At 63.3% G+C, this 18294-nt stretch carries 19 protein-coding genes and 1 pseudogene; 13 read left to right on the plus strand and 7 right to left on the minus strand.

All coding sequences use genetic code 11. The features are described from left to right. From A7X77_RS08110 to dhaK, 9 genes are read left to right on the plus strand one after another with little or no spacing between them, the layout of a single operon-like run. Complete coding sequence (locus A7X77_RS08110) at window positions 1–1098, plus strand: ABC transporter ATP-binding protein (protein ID WP_064682448.1); 1098 nt, start codon at window positions 1–3, stop codon at window positions 1096–1098. After that, entirely contained in the window at window positions 1091–2098 is a 1008-nt protein-coding gene (locus A7X77_RS08115; protein ID WP_064682449.1) for an ABC transporter ATP-binding protein, read from the plus strand. Before A7X77_RS08110 ends, A7X77_RS08115 begins: the two co-directional genes overlap by 8 nt. A gap of 49 nt (window positions 2099–2147) precedes the next feature. Then, window positions 2148–3788 carry a dihydroxyacetone kinase subunit DhaK gene (locus A7X77_RS08120; protein WP_064682450.1) on the plus strand — a complete coding sequence of 547 codons (1641 nt, stop codon included), beginning with the start codon at window positions 2148–2150 and terminating at the stop codon, window positions 3786–3788. Window positions 3789–3838: 50 nt separating this feature from the next. Continuing rightward, window positions 3839–4453, plus strand: a complete 615-nt coding sequence (gene dhaL, locus A7X77_RS08125) for a dihydroxyacetone kinase subunit DhaL (RefSeq protein ID WP_064682451.1) — start codon at window positions 3839–3841, stop codon at window positions 4451–4453. Between the two features lie 14 nt (window positions 4454–4467). Then, window positions 4468–4866 (plus strand): dihydroxyacetone kinase phosphoryl donor subunit DhaM, encoded by a 399-nt coding sequence (dhaM, locus tag A7X77_RS08130; protein WP_064682739.1) that lies wholly within the window; start codon window positions 4468–4470, stop codon window positions 4864–4866. Next, on the plus strand, window positions 4866–5210 hold the full coding sequence (locus tag A7X77_RS08135) for an HPr family phosphocarrier protein (protein ID WP_064682452.1): 345 nt from the start codon (window positions 4866–4868) through the stop codon (window positions 5208–5210). The genes dhaM and A7X77_RS08135 overlap by 1 nt, the downstream gene beginning before the upstream one ends. Continuing rightward, window positions 5194–6759 (plus strand): putative PEP-binding protein, encoded by a 1566-nt coding sequence (locus A7X77_RS08140; protein WP_064682453.1) that lies wholly within the window; start codon window positions 5194–5196, stop codon window positions 6757–6759. Before A7X77_RS08135 ends, A7X77_RS08140 begins: the two co-directional genes overlap by 17 nt. Before the next feature lies 1 nt (window position 6760). Next, window positions 6761–7174 carry a hypothetical protein gene (locus A7X77_RS08145; protein WP_064682454.1) on the plus strand — a complete coding sequence of 138 codons (414 nt, stop codon included), beginning with the start codon at window positions 6761–6763 and terminating at the stop codon, window positions 7172–7174. A gap of 44 nt (window positions 7175–7218) precedes the next feature. After that, the gene (dhaK, locus tag A7X77_RS08150) at window positions 7219–8211 is read left to right on the plus strand and encodes a dihydroxyacetone kinase subunit DhaK (RefSeq protein WP_064682455.1); all 993 of its coding nucleotides are present in this window, start codon (window positions 7219–7221) and stop codon (window positions 8209–8211) included. A 10-nt stretch (window positions 8212–8221) separates the two neighbouring features. On the opposite strand, the gene A7X77_RS08155 is transcribed toward dhaK, so the two are convergent. Continuing rightward, on the minus strand, window positions 8222–8950 hold the full coding sequence (locus A7X77_RS08155) for an esterase family protein (RefSeq protein ID WP_064682456.1): 729 nt from the start codon (window positions 8948–8950) through the stop codon (window positions 8222–8224). Next, window positions 8947–9906 (minus strand): acetylxylan esterase, encoded by a 960-nt coding sequence (locus A7X77_RS08160; protein WP_064682457.1) that lies wholly within the window; start codon window positions 9904–9906, stop codon window positions 8947–8949. Before A7X77_RS08160 ends, A7X77_RS08155 begins: the two co-directional genes overlap by 4 nt. A 333-nt stretch (window positions 9907–10239) precedes the next feature. On the opposite strand from A7X77_RS08160, the gene A7X77_RS08165 reads away from it, so the two are divergent. Then, complete coding sequence (locus A7X77_RS08165; protein ID WP_064682458.1) at window positions 10240–10734, plus strand: MarR family winged helix-turn-helix transcriptional regulator; 495 nt, start codon at window positions 10240–10242, stop codon at window positions 10732–10734. 27 nt (window positions 10735–10761) lie between these two features. Beyond that, window positions 10762–11178 (plus strand): NUDIX hydrolase, encoded by a 417-nt coding sequence (locus A7X77_RS08170; protein ID WP_064682459.1) that lies wholly within the window; start codon window positions 10762–10764, stop codon window positions 11176–11178. 24 nt (window positions 11179–11202) lie between these two features. On the opposite strand, the pseudogene A7X77_RS08175 reads toward A7X77_RS08170, so the two are convergent. Both A7X77_RS08175 and A7X77_RS08180 read right to left on the minus strand, forming a co-directional pair. Continuing rightward, window positions 11203–12240 (minus strand): annotated as a pseudogene (locus tag A7X77_RS08175) (DUF3095 family protein). 107 nt (window positions 12241–12347) lie between these two features. Continuing rightward, on the minus strand, window positions 12348–12743 hold the full coding sequence (locus A7X77_RS08180; protein WP_064682460.1) for an Ohr family peroxiredoxin: 396 nt from the start codon (window positions 12741–12743) through the stop codon (window positions 12348–12350). Between the two features lie 241 nt (window positions 12744–12984). Between A7X77_RS08180 and A7X77_RS08185 the strand changes: the two genes are divergently transcribed. Further along, window positions 12985–13782, plus strand: a complete 798-nt coding sequence (locus A7X77_RS08185; protein WP_064682461.1) for a class I SAM-dependent methyltransferase — start codon at window positions 12985–12987, stop codon at window positions 13780–13782. A gap of 48 nt (window positions 13783–13830) precedes the next feature. Here the strand turns inward: A7X77_RS08185 and A7X77_RS08190 are convergent, their stop codons facing one another. The 3 genes from A7X77_RS08190 to A7X77_RS08200 all read right to left on the minus strand — a co-directional run bounded on the left by A7X77_RS08190 (window position 13831) and on the right by A7X77_RS08200 (window position 17585). Continuing rightward, window positions 13831–14178 (minus strand): hypothetical protein, encoded by a 348-nt coding sequence (locus A7X77_RS08190; RefSeq protein ID WP_064682462.1) that lies wholly within the window; start codon window positions 14176–14178, stop codon window positions 13831–13833. 124 nt (window positions 14179–14302) lie between these two features. Then, entirely contained in the window at window positions 14303–15613 is a 1311-nt protein-coding gene (locus A7X77_RS08195; protein WP_064682463.1) for an extensin-like domain-containing protein, read from the minus strand. Between the two features lie 151 nt (window positions 15614–15764). Next, on the minus strand, window positions 15765–17585 hold the full coding sequence (locus A7X77_RS08200; protein WP_064682464.1) for a methyl-accepting chemotaxis protein: 1821 nt from the start codon (window positions 17583–17585) through the stop codon (window positions 15765–15767). Between the two features lie 310 nt (window positions 17586–17895). On the opposite strand from A7X77_RS08200, the gene A7X77_RS08205 reads away from it, so the two are divergent. Then, window positions 17896–18282, plus strand: coding sequence for an acyl-CoA thioesterase (locus A7X77_RS08205; RefSeq protein ID WP_064682465.1), 387 nt, complete (start codon window positions 17896–17898; stop codon window positions 18280–18282). Window positions 18283–18294 lie beyond the last annotated feature (12 nt).

An 18294-nucleotide genomic window follows, 5' to 3' on the forward strand; every position in this document is an offset into this window, starting at 1 on the left:
ATGGCGGACATCCGTATTGAAAATCTCCGCAAGGAATTCGGCAGCTTCGTCGCCGTTCAGGATTCGAGCTTCACCGTTCATGACGGCGAGTTCCTGGCGCTGCTCGGTCCTTCCGGCTGCGGCAAGACGACGACGCTTCGCATGATCGCCGGCCTCGAGTTGCCCTCGAGCGGCAAGATCCATCTCGACGGCGAGGACGTCACCTTCAACCGCGCCAGCGCCCGCGACATCGCCTTTGTCTTCCAGCTCTTTGCACTCTACCCGCATATGAATGTGCGCAAAAACATCGGCTTCCCGCTGTTGTCGCAAGGCATGTCGAAGGCCGAGATTCGCCAGCGCGTCGAGGAGACCGCCCGTCTGCTGCAGATCGATCATATTCTCAACCGCTCGGTCTCTGGCCTTGCCGGCGGCGACCGGCAGCGCGTGGCGCTTGGCCGCGCCATCGTCCGCCGCCCGAAATGCTTCCTGATGGACGAGCCGCTCGGCACGCTTGACGCCGAGTTCCGCGAGATCATGGTCCATGAGCTCCGCGAATTGCACAACCGCATCCATGCCACCACCGTCTACGTCACCCACGACCAGCACGAGGCGATGGCCATGGCCGACAAGATCGCCGTCATGAACCACGGCGTCATCGAGCAGTTCGGCACGCCGCAGGAGATCTACGCCAAGCCGGCGACCATGTATGTCGCCGATTTCATCGGCTCGCCGCCGATGAACTTCATGCGCTTCACCTCCGGCCTAAAGAGCGGCGACAGATCCATCCAGCTCGACGGTGTCAATGTTGCCGTTCCCGAGATTCATCAGGACATGGCCGAGAGCGAACTGGCGCTCGGTGTCAGGCCGGAGCACATCCGCTTCAGCGACGCCTCGCGCCTTCGCGGCGCCGTCTACGGCAGCGAATATCTCGGCACCAACCAGGTTGTAGCAGTGGAAACCCCGGGCGGCCTGATCAAGGCCCGCGTTCCCGCCAACCGCAGCTTCCGGATCGGCGAGACCGTCGGCCTCGAATTCAACCCGGCGAACCTCGCGCTCTTCGACTGCGTCTCGGGCCGCGCGGTGCCATCCCAGCTCTATCAGGAGACCCGGCATGGCTGATGTCGTCCTCAGAAATCTCAGCAAGCGCTTCGGCGACACCCAGGCTCTTGATGAGCTCGATCTTTTTATCCGCGACGGCGAATTCGTCGTGCTGCTCGGTCCCACCGGCGCCGGCAAGACCACGACGCTCAGGCTGATCGCCGGCCTCGAAAGGCCCGACAGCGGCCGCATCGAGATCGGCGGCCGCAATGTTGCGGCCGAAGCGCCGGCCGGGCGCGACGTCGCCTTCGTCTTCCAGCAATATTCGCTCTATCCGCACATGACAGTCTACCAGAATCTCGCCTTCCCGCTGAAGGCACCGGTGCGCATGCTGAGCGCGGAGGAGATCGACCGGCGCGTGCGCGAGGTCGCGCGCATGGTCCGGATCGACCACAAGCTGGAAAACCGTTCGACAAGGCTCTCCGGCGGTGAGATGCAGCGTGTCGCGATCGGCCGGGCGCTGGTGCGCCGGCCGGCAATCTATCTGATGGACGAGCCGCTCTCCTCGCTCGACGCCAAGCTGCGCGCCGAACTGCGCCTGGAGCTGAAGCGCATCCAGAAGGAGCTCGGCTCGACGCTACTCTACGTCACCCACGACCAGGTGGAAGCCATGACCATGGCCGACCGCATCGGCATCGTCGCCGAGGGCCGGCTGATGCAGGTGGGAACGCCCCGCGAGATCTACGGCAATCCCGCCAACCTGCATGTCGCCGCCCGCCTCGGCCAGCCGCACATCAACCTTCTGCCGGCGGACCTGCTGCCCGGCGGCCGTCCGCCCTCCGGCACCAGAACAGTCGGCGCGCGCACCGAACATCTCGATATCGTCGTCGGAAAGGATGCCAATGCCGAGGTCGATTGGATCGAGCATCTCGGCGACCAGAACCATCTGCATATCAGGGCGGGCAATCACAAGCTCGTCACACTTGCGGATCCATATCTGGCGATCGCCCCGGGCGACCGGATCAGCCTGACGCTGCGCGATCCGCTTTATTTCGATGCGGCTGGACAGCGCCTGTCCTGACCGGCAAAAAAGATGATGGCATGAAAAACAAACAGACGGGTCTCAATCGATGAAACACTTCTTCAACCGCAGGGAAACCATCGTCACAGAAGCTCTGGACGGTTTGCTTCTGACGACGAACAGCGGCCGTCTCGCCCGTCTCGACAGCTTTCCCGACATCAAGGTGGTCCTGCGCGCGGATTGGGACAAGTCCAAGGTGGCGATCATCTCCGGCGGCGGCGCCGGCCATGAACCATCCCATGCCGGCTTTGTTGGTAAGGGCATGCTGACGGCGGCCGTCTCCGGCGAAATCTTCGCTTCGCCGAGCGTCGATGCGGTGCTGACGGCGATCCGCGCCGTCACTGGTCCGAAAGGCGCCCTGCTGATCGTCAAGAACTATACCGGCGACCGCCTGAATTTCGGCCTTGCCGCCGAAAAGGCGCGCGCCGAGGGCTTCGACGTCGAGATGGTCATCGTCGCCGACGACATCGCCATCCCCGGCATCAGCCAGCCCCGCGGCGTCGCCGGCACGCTGTTCATCCACAAGATCGCGGGCTATCACGCCCAAAGGGGCGAGGACCTGACGACGGTCGCGGCGCATGCCGCGGCGGCTGCCGGCGACATCGTCTCCCTCGGCATGTCGCTCTCCACCTGCAGCGTGCCCGGACAGGTGCATGAGGATCGCCTCGGCGCTGATGAAGGTGAACTGGGCCTCGGCATCCATGGCGAACCCGGCGTCGAGCGCATCGCGCTGCAGCCGGTCGCCGATATCGTCGCCACCATGGCGGCGCGCCTGACTCCAGCCTTGCGCGAGGAGGCAAACCACGCCCTCCTCATCAATAATCTCGGCGCTGTGCCGCCGCTCGAAATGACCGTCATCGCCAAGACAGTGCTGGCCTCGCCGCTTGGCCGCCACATCAAGCTGATCGTCGGCCCGGCGCCGTTGATGACCGCGCTCAACATGAACGGCTTCTCGCTGTCGTTGATCCGGCTGGATGCCGCGCGCGAAGCGGCGCTGACGGCAGCGGTCGAGCCACATGCCTGGATGCCGGCCGTCGAACGCCATGAGATTAGGATCATCCCTGCGCCGAGGACCGCCGCCGGCCTGAACGGCGCGGACACGGCTGGCGAGAACAGCCGCAACCGACGTCTGATCACGGCACTCTGCGAGCATCTGATCGCACAGGAAAGCGAACTCAACCGGCTGGACGGCCGCGTCGGCGATGGCGATACCGGCTCGACGGTAGCCGCCGGCGCCCGCAGCGTGCTGGCCCGCCTCGATGCGCTGCCGCTCGACAAACCGGCGGCAACTCTTGCCTCGCTCGGCGATATCCTCGGCACCAGCATGGGCGGATCGAGTGGCGTGCTGCTGTCGATCTTCTTCACCGCCGCGGCAAAGGCGATGGCTGATAAAGCCGATATTTCAGCGGCTCTTCTTGCCGGGCTCGACAGGATGACGTTCTATGGAGGAGCAGGGGTCGGCGACCGGACGATGGTCGATGCGCTGTCGCCTGCCCTGCAGGCGCTCGCCTCAGGCGACATCGCTGCCGCCGCAAGGGCAGCGGCATCAGGCGCGGAGTCGACAAAGACAATGACGAAGGCGAGAGCCGGACGCGCCTCCTATGTCGGCGAAAGAGATCTGGCGGGTGTCGCCGATCCCGGCGCGGTCGCGGTTGCCGGCGCTTTCGGCGTGGCGGCAAGCCTCGCCTGACCGGGTAGAGTTCGAAGCCCCTAGCGGAGAGGGCGACAGGGAGGAAGGCAGTGCAGGCGGAACCGGTGCTTGTGGCGGGACTGATCGAAGTGTGCCGCGCGACGATCGCGGAAAACGCCGATCACCTCTGCGCACTCGATCGCGTCATCGGCGATGGCGATCACGGTACCAATATGCGGCGCGGCTGCGAGGCTGTCAGCGCCGAGGGCGAAAGCCTGTCCAGCCTGCCCTTCCCCGACGCGGTGGAAAAGATCGGCCTGATGCTGGTGATGAATGTCGGCGGAGCGGCCGGCCCGCTCTACGGCACGCTGCTGATGGAGATCGGCCGCGAGCTGCGCAAGAATGAGGAGAAGGCCGACTTTTCCCCGGTGCTGAAACAGGCGATTGACGCCGTGGCAAGGCGCGGGCGGTCGCACGCCGGCGACAAGACGCTGCTCGACGTACTCTATCCCGTCCATGAGGCGCTGGCGAAGCAGTCACCGCTCAGTGACGTCGCCCGCAAGGCCGAACGGTCCGCCGACAGGACCGCCGCCATGAAGGCGATGCGCGGACGCGCCGCCTTCCTAGGCGAGCGCTCAATCGGCCATGTCGATCCCGGTGCATCGAGTTGCGCGCTGCTGACCACGGCGATCTGCCGCTATCTCGGGGAGCACCGCCCCCAATGAATGAAAGGACCGGCATGAATGGACAGACCGCAAATGTGGGCATTGTGATCGTCTCCCACTCGCCGCTTGTGGCAAGGGGCATCGCCGACATGGTGCGGCAGATGGTCGGCGACTGCGTGCCGCTCGCCTGGTCGGGCGGCAACGTTCAAGGGGAACTCGGCACCGACGCCGGCGGTATACTGAAGGCGATCGAGACCGCCTGGTCCGATGCCGGGGTCGCCGTCTTCGTCGACCTCGGCGGCGCCGAGACCAACAGCGAGATGGCGATCGAAATGCTGGGCCTTCCCCGATCGGCCCGTGTCTCCATATGCAACGCGCCACTCGTCGAAGGCGCCGTTGTCGCCGCCGCCGAAGCCTCAGGGGGCGCGTCGCTCGCCAGGGTCGTCGCCACAGCCGAGGAACTGTCCCCCTGATGACGAATCGATTGCGTATTGAGAAACAGGAGCCTGATCCTTTGCACGTGAATTGTCAGACGGAGGTGGAAGTCAAGCACGGCGTCGGGCTGCATGCCCGCCCCTCCGTCACCTTCACACGACTTGCGAAGTCGTTCCCCTGTTCGATCGAGATCGCCGTCAACGGCACAGACGTCTGGCTGAACGGCAAGAGCATCATCAAGGTCATGGGTGCGAGAATCCGTAAGGGCTCGATTCTCAGGATACGGGCGGACGGCATTCTCGCCGAAGAGGCGATCCGCGCGCTCAAGGAACTCATCGAGCGCAATTTCGATGAGGAAAAGAAGCATGGCAGAACTGCTTAGGCTGAAAGCAAAGAGCGCATCCCCGGGCATCGCATCCGGCCCGGCCTTTCTCGCCGAGGAACCGAACGCTGCTTCCGCGCCGGGAACCGCCGGCGGCTACGGCGCGCTTGAGAAGGCGATCGATGTCTCTATCGGCGAACTCGAGCGCCTCGCCGAGGGCGCCGACGTCGAAAGCCGTGATATCATCGATTTTCAGATCGAGGTGCTGCGCGATCCAACGATCGCCGAAGCAACAGGCGCGCGCATGCAAGCCGACGAGAATGTCGTCTTCGCCTGGGTCGCCACGCTCGACGCCTATATCGCCGAACTCGAATCGGCCGACGAGGAACAGATGCGGGCGCGCGCCATCGACATTCTCGACATCAAGAACCGCGTGCTCGGCGCGCTCTCCGGCGCCCCGGTCGCCGATTTCCCGCCCGGCTCGGTCTTCGTCGGCAAGGACATGGAGCCGAGCCGCTTCCTCGCTCACGACTGGTCGAAGGGCGGCGGGATCGCGCTGTTTGCAGGCAGCGCCGCCGGCCACGTCGCTTTGCTCGCCCGGGCGAAATCTGTGCCGATGGTGGTTGGCACAGGCCGTTTTTCAGCAGCGGACGGCGATCCCGTCGGCGTCGATGGCGACGCCGGCGCTGTCATCCTCGAGGCGGGCGGCATGTTGATCCCGCCACTCGCACCGCTCGGCGACACCAAGACCGAAAGCGGAGAGTTGCGCACTGCGGACGGCGTACCGATCCTCATCTCCATCAATATCAACGATCCCGCCGAGATCGATGCGCTCGATCCCGCAACGGCGGGCGTCGGGCTGATGCGCTCGGAATTTTCAGTCACCTCTATCGCCGATGCCGCCAATGAGGAACGCCAGCTGGCGATCTATCGCCGCGTGCTGGAGCAGGCGGGCCAAAAGCCAGTAACTATAAGAATGCTGGATATTGGCGGTGACAAGCCGCTGGCCGGCCTCGAAGATCCGCCGGCTCTCGAGCCGGGCCTGCGCGGCATCCGGCTGCTGCTTGCCCGGCCGGAAATCGCCCGCGTCCAGGCCCGCGCCCTGCTGCGCACCGCCGTCTTCGGCAAGCTCTCGGTGATGCTGCCGATGGTGACCTTTCCCGAAGAGGTCGACAGGATGCGCCAACTGTTCCGCGAGGAAGCCGAAAAGCTCGGCCGCCGCGCCCTGCAGCACCGGATGCCGCCGATCGGCATGATGGTGGAAGTGCCGTCGGCCGCGTTGGTGATCGACACCTTCGCATCGGCGGCCTTCTTCTCATTCGGAACCAACGACCTCACGCAATATCTCGCCGCCTCCACCCGTGACGGCAACGAGGTCGATACCGGCAAGGCGGCCCCCGCCGTGCTCCGTCTGATCGAGCAAGCGATAAAACTTGCCGGCGGCAAGCCCGTCAGCATCTGCGGCGACATGGCCGGCGATCCCCGCTATCTCCCGGGGCTGCTTGCCGCCGGCCTCCGGCATTTTTCCGTGGCGCCGGCCCGCCGTCCCGCGATAAGATCGGCGATCATCGGGCTCAACGCCGATGGCACAAGGGCAGCCGGAGAGTAGGATGGCGCGCGAAGACACCGAAGACGCCATTATTGCCTACAAGTCCATTTTGGCGCAGATCATCGACAACAGGCCTTCGGGCACGCGCCAGCGCCTGGCAACGGCACTTGGAAAACACCGAAGCTTCGTCACCCAGATCACCAGCCCGACCTATGCGACGCCGCTGCCGGCGCGCCATCTCGCGACGATCGTCCGCGTCTGTCATTTCAGCGCCAGTGAGGAGGAACGCTTCCTCGAAGCCTATCAGGCCGCCCATCCTGGCAAGCTGCCGGATCTCGGCCACTCCGAGAAATTGCGGTACCTGTCGCTGATGGTGCCGGATTTCGGCGACGACAGGAAAAACCGCCTGCTGGAAGAGGCGATCTCCGATCTGGTACAGAAGATCGTCGCGATATCGGCGCGGAATGACGAGTGACATGCTTGACGTAACGTAATGCCCTTGGCCTTGGGAGGGGCTTGATGAAGAAGTTCATGAACACTGCGGAAACCATGGTCGCCGAAAGCGTCGAAGGCTTCGTGCGCGCCCATGAGACTTTCGTGATGTTCGGGCCGGAGCGCAGATTCATCCGCCGCCGCCATCTTACATCGGGCAAGGTGGCGCTCATATCAGGTGGCGGCGCCGGCCATGAACCGATGCATATCGGCTTCGTCGGCCACGGCATGCTGGACGCCGCCTGTGTCGGCCACATTTTTACCTCGCCGACGCCGGGCCAGATCATTGCCGCCATCGAAGCAGCCGATACCGGCGCCGGCTGCCTGCTCGTGGTTAAGAATTACGACGGCGATCTGATGAATTTCGAAATGGCGATCGAGATGGCTGGCGAGCGCCACCGCCTCGACATGGTCATCGTCAGTGATGATATCGAAACGTCGAGAACAGGCGAAAGCCGAGGCCGTCGCGGCGTCGCCGGAACGGTGATCGTCGAAAAGATCCTGGGTGCTGCGGCCGAACGCGGCATGCCGCTTGACGAGCTGAAGGAGCTCGGCGAAGGGTTGAACACACGCATCCGCTCGATGGGGGTGGCGCTGAACGGCGTGACGGTGCCGCAGACCGAGCGCACGACGTTTGCGCTCGAACCCGGCGAGATGGAAATGGGCGTCGGCATCCATGGCGAGCCCGGCCATGCCAGGCAGCCCTTCGCTGCCGCCGACGCCATCATCGGCCATCTCTGCAAAACGATCGTCAGTGACATCGCCGTGATGCCGGGCGCCCGGGCGCTGCTCTTCGTCAACGGCCTCGGCGGCACGCCTCCGGCCGAACTTTACCTCGCCTATAACGGCGCCCGCCGCTTCATCGAGGAGAGCGGCATCCCGATCGAGCGCTCGCTTGTTGGAACCTACGTCACTTCCCTCGACATGCAGGGACTGTCCGTTACTCTCGCTTTGCTGACTGACGAGGAGCGCTCGCTCTGGGACGCGCCGGTGGCAACGGCGGCTTTATATTGGCCGTGACCGACAGTATTCAGATGTAAAGCGGCGCCATCTTCCGCCAGGCGCCGGCGCGATGAGCGCGGCCGTCCCAGACATGCAACTGATGGCGAATATTCTTCTCGCCCAGCAGCCGGCTGAGATAGCGGTTGTTATCGAGGAAGGGATCGGCGTCGCCGATGGTTAGCACGATGTCGATCTCGCGCAGCCTGTCGAGCCGCCAGTCCGCGCCGAGGCCGGGCAGGAAATGTGTCGGCGTGTGGAAATAGACGCTGTCGTCGTAATAGCCGTCGAACAGGTCGCCGAAGGATTCCACCTTCATCGTCAGGTCGTAGCGCCCGGAAAAGGCGACAAGCTTGCGGAAGAGATGCGGGTGGCGGAAGACGAGGCTCGCCGCCTGGAAGGCACCGAGGCTGCATCCATGTACAATGGTGCAGTCATGCGAATTCTTCGCCGCCATCAGCGGCAGCACCTCGTTGAGGATATAATCCTCCAGCGCCGCATGTCGGCGGATGCGCTCGGCCGGGTGCCGATGGAAGCCGTAGAGGCTGTCTGCCGCCAGGCCCTCGATGCAATAGAGCTGGAGATGGCCGGCCTGCAGCTTGTCTGCAAGGCTTGCGACCAGGCCGAGCTTCTCATATTCGAAAAAGCGCCCTTCCCGCGTCGGGAAAACCAGCACCTTGGCGCCGGCATGGCCGAACACCAGCATCTCCATGTCTCGTTGCAGACGCTGACTGTACCAGCGCAGATATTCGCGGTTCATGACACCCTGAAGAACTGTCCGATCTTGTCGCGGAGCACCGCCTCTTGCTCAGCACTTCCAGGGTAGTCGAAATGCCCGGCGTCCAGGATGAAGATTTCATTAAATTTCGGTATCGAATTGGCGACAGCGAACTGGCAGGGCGGCGCGACCGAAGGATCGAAAAGCGCCACCGCCGTCAGCATCGGCACCCTGATCCGTGTCGCGGCCGTCGCCGCGTCGAAGAAGCGCAGCGTCTCCAGCACGTTTGCATGTTCCGCCTGATATTCCTGCACCGATTGGGCGCTGCCGACGCTCGGCAGCTTGAGGCGCAGCGGCTGGTGCCCGAAGCTTGGAAGCGCGAGATGCCCGCGGTCGATGCGGTCGTCATAGGCGATTGCCATCGCCCCGACACCGCCGCCGAAGCTGATGCCGCTATAGCCGATATGCCCTGAAAGCCAGGGATAGAGTGCAACGAGCGTCGAGGCGGCAAGCCAGATATCCTCGACGCAGCCGCCGATGATATAGGAATCCTTCTTGTCGATATCGTGCAGCACATGCCAGGAAGGATTCTCGGAAATCGGCGGATGGGCGCTGAGCGACAGCCCGCGGCAGCAGGGAAAGATGAGCGCGGTTTCGGTCACCGGCAGGTCGAAATCCGGACGCTCGCGTCCACCGTACCCATGCCCGACGACTAGGCCGCGCCGCACCTCTCCCTCGCGCGGCAGCAGCAGCCAGCCGCCGATCCGGAACGCATGCGTGGAGAGATAGACGAGGTCGAGCACGTGCCAGTCGGAATGGGTGATCTCGCTGCGGGAAAGCTCCGGCTGCGGATCGACCGTCAGCGCCTTTTGATACCGCGTCTCCCAGAATGCGTCGAAACCATCCGGCGCCTCCGGCGGCTCAACCGCAAGCAGCTCGTCGAGCTGCATGCCGTAAGTGGGATCGAAGGCGAAAGGATGTGTCGCGGGAATGCTCATCCGGACTTTGTCGCGTGAAAGCACCGGCCATGCAAGGCTATGTGGTGGCTACTTGCCCGTTTGATCTCGCCGCAAGGCAATGCGGGTTCAAAGGCCGATGGGGCAGGCCGCACCCGCGCGGTGGCCGGACGAACCTAAAGTGAGTCTCCCGCGCCCAAGGACTTGGACGCGCTGAAAAAATTCGGCTGATCCGTCCGAGGCCGAAAGCTGCCCGCCGCCGGCAGCTATGCTGTAGGCGCAGCCGGACGGTCACCGGAAACACTCCGATCACCATTGCGATTTAATCGGATGCGATATATATAATTGCGCTAGCAACCGAGACAGGATAGCCCCATGCCCACGTCCAAATCCGCAAAACAGTCTGTACCCGCCTCTCCTGGAAGTGGCGGTGAGATCCGTAAGCTTTCGACCTTCCTGTGCTTCGCGGTCTATTCGGCCAATCTCGCCTTCGGCCGCGCCTACAAGCCGATCCTGGACGCGCTCGGCCTGACCTACACCCAGTATATCGCCATGGTGGCCCTCTCCGAGGAGGACGACCAGACGGTCAGCATGCTGGGAGAAAAACTGTTCCTCGAATCCAACACGTTGACGCCCATTCTCAAGAAGCTGGAGTCGGCCGGCTTTATCACCCGCCATCGCGATCCCACCGACGAACGGCAGGTGCGCGTCAGCCTGACGCCAGCGGGGCGCGATCTTCTCGAAACCGATCCCGGCTCCGCCCTGATCGACGCCGTCGGCCTCGGCGACGATTTCCCCGTCGTGCAGAAATCGGTGACGCGGCTGCGCGACAACCTGCTGCGGGCGCAGGCGGCATCGCAAAAATCATGATCGTGGCACATGTCGGCACCTGTTGACATGGCCGAGATCGCAATCGGCGCATTGATTGGGAACGGGAGCGTTCTTCTCGCCAGGCGAAGTTCGGAGCGCAGGACGCACCCGGATCGCTGGAGCCTGCCGGGCGGTCACGTCGAAGACGGCGAAGATGCCGAGACGGCACTGCGCCGGGAATTGCTGGAAGAAATCGGCGTGACGCCGCAGCACTGGCTGTTGGCCGGAGAGTTCGTTTCGGAAAGCCCGCCTGGGGCATCCGCCACCTTCCATGTCTATCACGTCGACCAGTGGCAGGACTCTCCGCGACTTATCGGCGATGAACACACGGCACTCAGATGGTTTACCGCCGCGGAGATAGAATGCGAAACCGAACTGGCGCCGCCTCAGCTTCGTGAAATGCTCTTAAACCTGCTCAGACCGAAATCGAACAACCAGGCATGATGACGCGGAGAAGCAGCGCCACGCCTACAGCGCACGCTGCCGAACCTCGGCAAGCGCGCCCTCCTCCATCATCTCGGCCGCCTTCGCGTAACCGCCGCCCATTCCATCGAGGAAATGCAGATGCGAATCCGGCCGCCCCGATGGCACGAGGCAGGTCATCAGCGCGTGAGACTGGCGGTGCAGCCCGAAATCGATCTCGCCGCGCGCCCGCGCTTCCGCGAGCATGGCTTCGACGCTGTCGATCTGGTCCGGTGCGCAGTCCAGCGTCAGACGCAGGCCGTCGTCGAACTTGCGGAAATCCGAATTGGAGGCGACCTCCGACCAGCGTTTCGCGCTGACTTGCTTCTCTCTTGCGATACCCGTCCCTCCGGAAAGCGGATGGGACCGGCGCGGCGCGGCATCGAAAACCGCGAGCACGCGTCTTGCCAGCGCCGCAAAGACCTCCAGGCGCGTGTGGTCGCGCGGCTCGACCAACAATGACAGGATCTCGCCGCGCCGGCTCGGGAACGGCGCCCAGTCGCAGCTCAAGCCTGTCAGGTCAGGCTTCATCGCATAGCGGCCGGGCTTGACCAGAAAGCGGCCATTCTTGACCTGCTGCTCCGCCCATTTGAGCCCTCCTCCGGCAAACATTGCATAGATCGCGCTCTCGGAAGCGGCGTAGCGCGCGATCCTGACGTCGCGCCCTTTGGCACGGATTTAGCCGACGGTGACGAGCCCGACACGCAAATCGAGATGAAGCTCGGCTTTGGCGAAGCCCGCGACGTCACGCAGGGCCGATGTCGCCGCCATGATGCCGTTTGCCGGCAAGGCGAAGGCTGCTCCGTCTCCGCGAAACACGAAGGGAAAATCGAACGAACCCCAGGCATTGCCGAGGGCGGCGATGATCGATGCGCCGGCATAATTGACGTCTTCATAGTGTCCCGATCGGATCGCCGCGGTCGAGCTGACGACATCGGTGATGCCGATCAGCCAATCGTCAGGCAAGGGCTCGTAGACATCGGGATCGAGCACCAGCGAAAACTCCTCATAGGCCCGGCGCGGCCCCGCGTGGCTGTTGATTATGGCATGTTCTCCGGATCGGCAGGTTTGGCTGTTGGCTCGGAAACGGGTCTGCCGCCGATCGGCAGACCCCCGCTTGAAGGTGACGGCGAGAGGCCGGCGCTTCCTGTTCAGATAAGCTTGGTTTCGACGTCGATATTGCCGTGGACTGCCTTGGAATAAGGGCAGATGCCGTGGGCCGCCTCTATCAGTTCCTGTGCGATCTCGCGGTCGATGTCTGCAAGGCTGACATTGAGTCGTGCACGCAGGAAGTAGGAGCCGTTATCGCCGTTGAGCGTAATCTCGGCATCGACCTCGGGACCGGCTGGCAAGGTGATCTTCCGCTGCGCGGCGGCAAGCTCGATGGCACCGATATAGCAGGCTGACCAGGCGGCCCCGAACAGGTTTTCGGCCGCCGGATGCGGCTGCGGCAGCTTGATGTCGAGCGTGCCGTCGCTGCTGCGTGCATAGCCATTGCGACCGCCGGCGATGTGGGTCTTGCCGGCGAAAAGAAGCTTCTCAGTCATTGTCGTATCCTTCGGTTAGATGGTTTCTAGCGCACCCGATTAAATCGGATGCGCGTTAATAGGCCAACCTGAATTCGATGTCAACACTATTCCGATTTAATCGGATGCGATTTATTTTGGGAAGACTTGAGCGAGCCGCGTAGGCTGGCTCGACCGGTTTATTCACGTCTTGTCCGGAAAGGAGGCCCTCTATAGGCTTGCTTCGAGGTTCGGGGTTTCACGAGGAAGGTGGAGAGTTGAGATGTCCGCCATAACCGAAGGCAATGCAGGACAATATGGCGACAGCCGCAAGCTCGCCGCCCGCGCCAGGCTCCATACGGAATATACCATCGCCGAAACGGGCTGGTTTCCATGGGTTGCCGCGCAACTGCCATTGAAACCGGCAAATCGCGTCCTCGACGTCGGCTGCGGGCCGGCGTGGTTCTGGGCGGCAACGGCGGGTCTGCTGCCGGAGAATCTGCACCTGACGCTCGCCGACCTTTCGCCAGGCATGGTCGACGAGGCAGTGGCGCGCTGCAGGGCACTGCCCTTCGGTTCCGTTCGAGGCTGCCGGGCCGATGCCGCCGCACTTCCCTTCGAAGACGGCGCCTTCCATCTCGTGATCGCCATGCATATGCTCTATCACCTGCCCGACCCCGCCGCCGGCATCGCGGAGATGGCGAGGGTGCTGAAACCGGGCGGCTTTCTCGCGGTCACCACCAACGGCATCGGCAATATGCGCGAGATCTATCGCCTGACGACCGTGTTCGGCAGCGCGCCGATCGATCCGGCCGCCGTAGCCTTTGGATATGACGCCGCCGAGCAAATGATGCGGACACAATTCGGAAACGTCGCCATGTCGCAGTATCCGGCAAGCATGCGGATCACCGAGCCCGAGGATGTCTTCCTTGCCCTGACTTCCTATCCGCCCGGCGAAGGCGCCGGCGAGCCTCAGCTCAGCGGTTTCCGCCGGGCGATCGCAGATGCCTTCAGGCAAGGCAGCGGCGCGCTCGATGTCAACAACGAGACCGGGCTGTTCCTCAGCAGGAAGACGGCCTGATTGGATCGCCGCCTTTCAGGAACGCGGCCGGGCGGGACAGAGCGGCCCTCAGACCTTCTCTTTCTTCCTGACCTTTTCCCTTGGCTCCACCGGTGCATCGGGCGTCGGGGCGAGCAGCTTGCGCAGTGATGCGATCTTGTCCTTCACCAGCGGCCGGAAGCGCGTCGCGCGATAGGGCATGTCGGCCGCACCGTAGCCTTCCGGCCCGTCATCATTGCCGCGATGGATTTCCGCGAGCTTCACGCCGATGAAGGTGCCGTCGACATAATGGGTATATTCGCCCACCCAACGGATCGTATAGATCTCGCCCTTGCGTATCAGCTGGTCGATGCTGACATGCTTGAAGGTGTCGTTGATGCAGACCACCTTCTGGCCGACATGAAATTCATAGCTCATGGATCAAACTCTCAAACGGCAATCCGTCGCCGATCTATAGCGCGCCCGGCGGCGGGGATGAACCCTTTTCTGCCGGCGGACTTCATGCCGCGTGATTGTGCCACTGCGCCACAATGTGACAAGCTCAGTCGCAATAGACCTTGCCGCTCTTGCGTGAGCGCAGATCGAAGTGGAAGTGGTTCCAGTGTTCCGGGTTGCTGCCCGGCCCGAGCACCGTGTTGAAGTAGCGGCAGCTATCCGTGCGCACCGCCTTCAGCAGCCGGCCCTCGCGCAGCGAAAACAGGCCCTTCTTGCGCACGTCGATCTCGTGGCCGTTCTTCAGCACGAACTTGCCGACGTCGATGGCGTTGCCACGGGCGTGTTCCGACATCGGATTGTATCGCTGCCGGCTGTTATTCATGCGCCGGCACGAATAGCCGCCGAGCGGCTGGATCGTTCTGATGCCGCTCCAGTAGCGGTAGCGGGCCGACGGCGCCAGCTCGTTTTTCACCCATTTGGCGAAGGCGAGCGTCACCTGGCAGTTCAGCGTCACAGCCGGCTTCACGCCGATATTGCCGGAAAGCCCCTTCAGCGATACCGGATAAGGCACCTGGCAGGCCGGCCCTTGCGAGATCGGCGGCTTTTCGTCGAAGAGCACGCCCATGCGTTTCAGTTCACGGCGGCAGGCAAGCTCGGAAGCCGGCATGACGCTCGGATCGACAGGTGCAGCCGGCTCGCTCATCATCGGATTGTTCGGCCGCAGCATCGCGACTTCCTCGGCCTCGTCCTCTTCGGGAACGCGGGATGGCGCAGTGACCGGGCTGCCGTCGCTCCAGGTGGGCGTCCGGCTCATTTCAGCCTGCGCCGCCGGCTGTGGCACTGCCTGCGGTGCGGGCTGGCCCATCGTTTGGTTGAGCTGCATCGGATTGTCGGTGCCAATGCCATCGACGACAGGCTCGGTAGCGTTACCCTCGGCAATTTGCTGTTGCTGCTCCTGCGCCAGCCCTACGACGGGTTCGGCGCCGAGCTCATCATCCATGTTGACGCCGCCGGACGGGATCGCAAGGTTTTGCGTGCCGCCCCAGTTGCCGTTCGACTGGCCGGCCGCCATCGCCTCGTCGCTGTCGATCATCGGCAGTTTTCGCCCCTGTGCCCGCGGCGCGCGAGCTGCATGGCCGGTACCGGCGAGGTTGGGCGTATCAAGATAATCGACCGAACCTTGTGTGTTGCCGACCGGGGCGCTGGAAACCGGATAGGACGCTTGGCTTTCCACCGGCGCCATGCGCACCGCCGGCGCCATGCGCGCGGCACCCCGTGACGGCGAAATCGAACTGACCCTGGTGCCGCTGTCGACATTGGCCGGCGGCACCAGCCCGTCGCTGATCGAGCAGGTCGTCAGCGCCACTGACAGCAGCACGGGCAGGAAGGCTCGCCGAGGAAAGGAAACAAACGCCATACTCTTATCGCTTCCGTGGGCCGGCCGCAGAGTGACCGAAAAAACTCGGTCCAATTTTAATTAAAAACGGTGAATGAAAACTTACCGACGCAATCTTGACGCGACGGAAATGAAAAAGGCGGCTTTCGCCGCCTTCCAACCGCTGCCGAACTCACGCTGCCCGTGTGTAACGGGCGTCCCGCTGCTGCTCCGTTCCGCGCAAGCGGAAATTCGCAAGCAGCGTCTTCAGCTGGGTGCTCTCGTCGGCGAGCGTGCGGCTTGCCGCCGTCGTCTCCTCGACCATCGCCGCGTTCTGCTGCGTCATCTGGTCCATGTGGTTGACGGAGCTGTTGATCTCGTTGAGCCCGGTCGACTGCTCGCGCGCCGCCGTCGCGATCGAGGCGACGTGATCGTTGACCTGATTGACCAAGGCCTCGATTTCCAACAGCGCATCGCCTGTCGAGCGCACCAGCGCCACCCCGCCCTCGACTTCGGTCGCCGACCGGCGGATCAGTTCCTTGATCTCCTTGGCGGCGTTGGCCGAGCGCTGCGCAAGCTCGCGCACTTCCTGGGCAACGACAGCGAAGCCGCGACCCGCCTCGCCGGCCCGCGCCGCTTCCACGCCGGCGTTGAGCGCCAGAAGGTTGGTCTGGAAGGCGATCTCGTCGATGACCGAGATGATCTGGTTGATGCGACTTGAGGATTCCTCGATCCGGCCCATCGCCGTCACTGCATTGCGGACGATCTCGCCGGAGCGTCCGGCGCTCGCCTTGGTCTCGGCCACCATCTCGCGCGCCTCGTTCGCCCGCTCCGATGCCGTCTTGACCGTCGCGGTGATCTCGTCGAGGGCTGCGGCCGTCTCTTCGAGTGCGGCCGCCTGCTGTTCCGTGCGCTTCGACAGATTGCCCGTCGCTTCGCTAATATCGGAGGCGCTGTCGTTGACGACGCGGCTCGATTCGGCGATCGCGTGGATGACGCCGTTCAGCGCATCGACCGCCGCGTTGAAATCGTTTCTCAGCTTGGCGTAATCGTCGCCGATTTCGCCGATCGCAACCGTCAGATCGCCGCTCGCAAGCCTTTCGAGGCCGACGCCGAGCGCCTGCATCGCATGGGTCTGGCGGTCGGAAGCAGAGCGCAGGCTCGCCTCGTTGCCGCGGCGCTCTTCTTCGATCTGCCGCTGCCTCTCGTCTTCCCGGTCCCGCAGCGCGCTACGCTCGTCGACGGAGTCGCGCAGCACCATTAACACCTTGGCCATCTGGCCCACTTCATCGCGATACTCGCTGCCAACGATTTCTACCGACGCTTCTTCGGCTGCGATCTCATTCATCGCTTTCTTCAGCCGCGCGATCGGCGCGGTCACACTGCGCACGATGGCAAAGGCGATGGCGATCGTCGCCGCAGCGCCGATCAGGCAAGCCATCGCGGCCCAGAACACATTGTGACGATAGAGAGCCGCCAAGTCGTCGCCATAGACCCCGGTGCCGACGATCCAGCCCCAGGGCTCGAAACCGGCGACGTAGGAATATTTCAGCACCGGCTCCTCGGCGCCCGGCTTCGGCCAGTAATAATCGACGAAGCCTTTGCCGTCCTTCTTCACCTTATTGACGAACTCGACGAACAGGAACTTGCCGGTCGGGTCCTTCATCTGGGAGATATCGGTACCGTTCAGCGCCGGCTTGATCGGGTGCATCACCATCTTGGGATGCATGTCGTTGATCCAGAAATAGCCGTCGGCGCCGTAGCGCATGGCGCCGATCACATCCTTCGCCGCCGTCTGCGCCTGCTCGCGGGTCATCGTGCCCGCCTGCTCCATCTTGTAGTATTTGTCGAAGATGCCGAGCGCTGTCGCATCCAGCTGCGCCAGCCCTGCCTTTCGCTCCTCTTCCAGCTCGGAATAGGAATAGTTCAGAAAGAAGACCATCGTCGCTGCGAGCACGACAAGCGTGAAGGCGACGAGGCAATAAAGACGAGTGGAAATCTTGACGTTGCGCATGAGGTTCCCGGCGATTCTTATGAGAGATCTGTTTCATTCTGCACCACCGGAATTACTGGAGCGTAAAGCTTATTTAGGGTTGACTTAAATAGCGTCCGGAGAGGTTTTGGTTGTAAAATTCAAACCGTTGAATGAGGTTGGGATTTGGGTCGGCATCACCCGTTATTTTCCACAAATGGTGTTATCCAGAATGTGACCTCGAACTTTTCTGTCGACCCTGGGAAAACCGCTGACACGGCTCGCGATCATGCACTAGGGTGATCTCGATGAATCGCCGGCCCCATGACCAACATCAGATGGAGAACCCTTGATGACCGATGCCGCCAAGCCGAGAGGCGAACTGACGCTGCGCACGCTCGCCATGCCCGGCGATGCCAATCCCGCCGGCGATATTTTCGGCGGCTGGGTTATGGCGCAGATGGACCTCGCATCCGGCATCCGCGCCGCCGAGCGCGCCAAGGGTCGCGTTGTCACCGCCGCCGTCAAGGAGATGGCCTTCGAACTGCCGGTCAAGATCGGCGACACGCTGTCGGTCTATACCGATATCGAGCGCGTCGGGCGCACCTCGATCACGCTCATCGTCGAAGCCTGGGCGCATCGCGCCCGCTACGCCAAGATGGAAAAGGTCACCGCCGGCACCTTCATCATGGTGGCGCTCGACGAAGAGGGCAAGCCGAAGGCCGTCCCCGCCGAGTGACACGCTGAAACG

Origin of the sequence: Rhizobium bangladeshense (genome assembly GCF_001662075.1) — a bacterium.
GTDB classification, from domain to species: Bacteria; Pseudomonadota; Alphaproteobacteria; order Rhizobiales; family Rhizobiaceae; genus Rhizobium; species Rhizobium bangladeshense_B.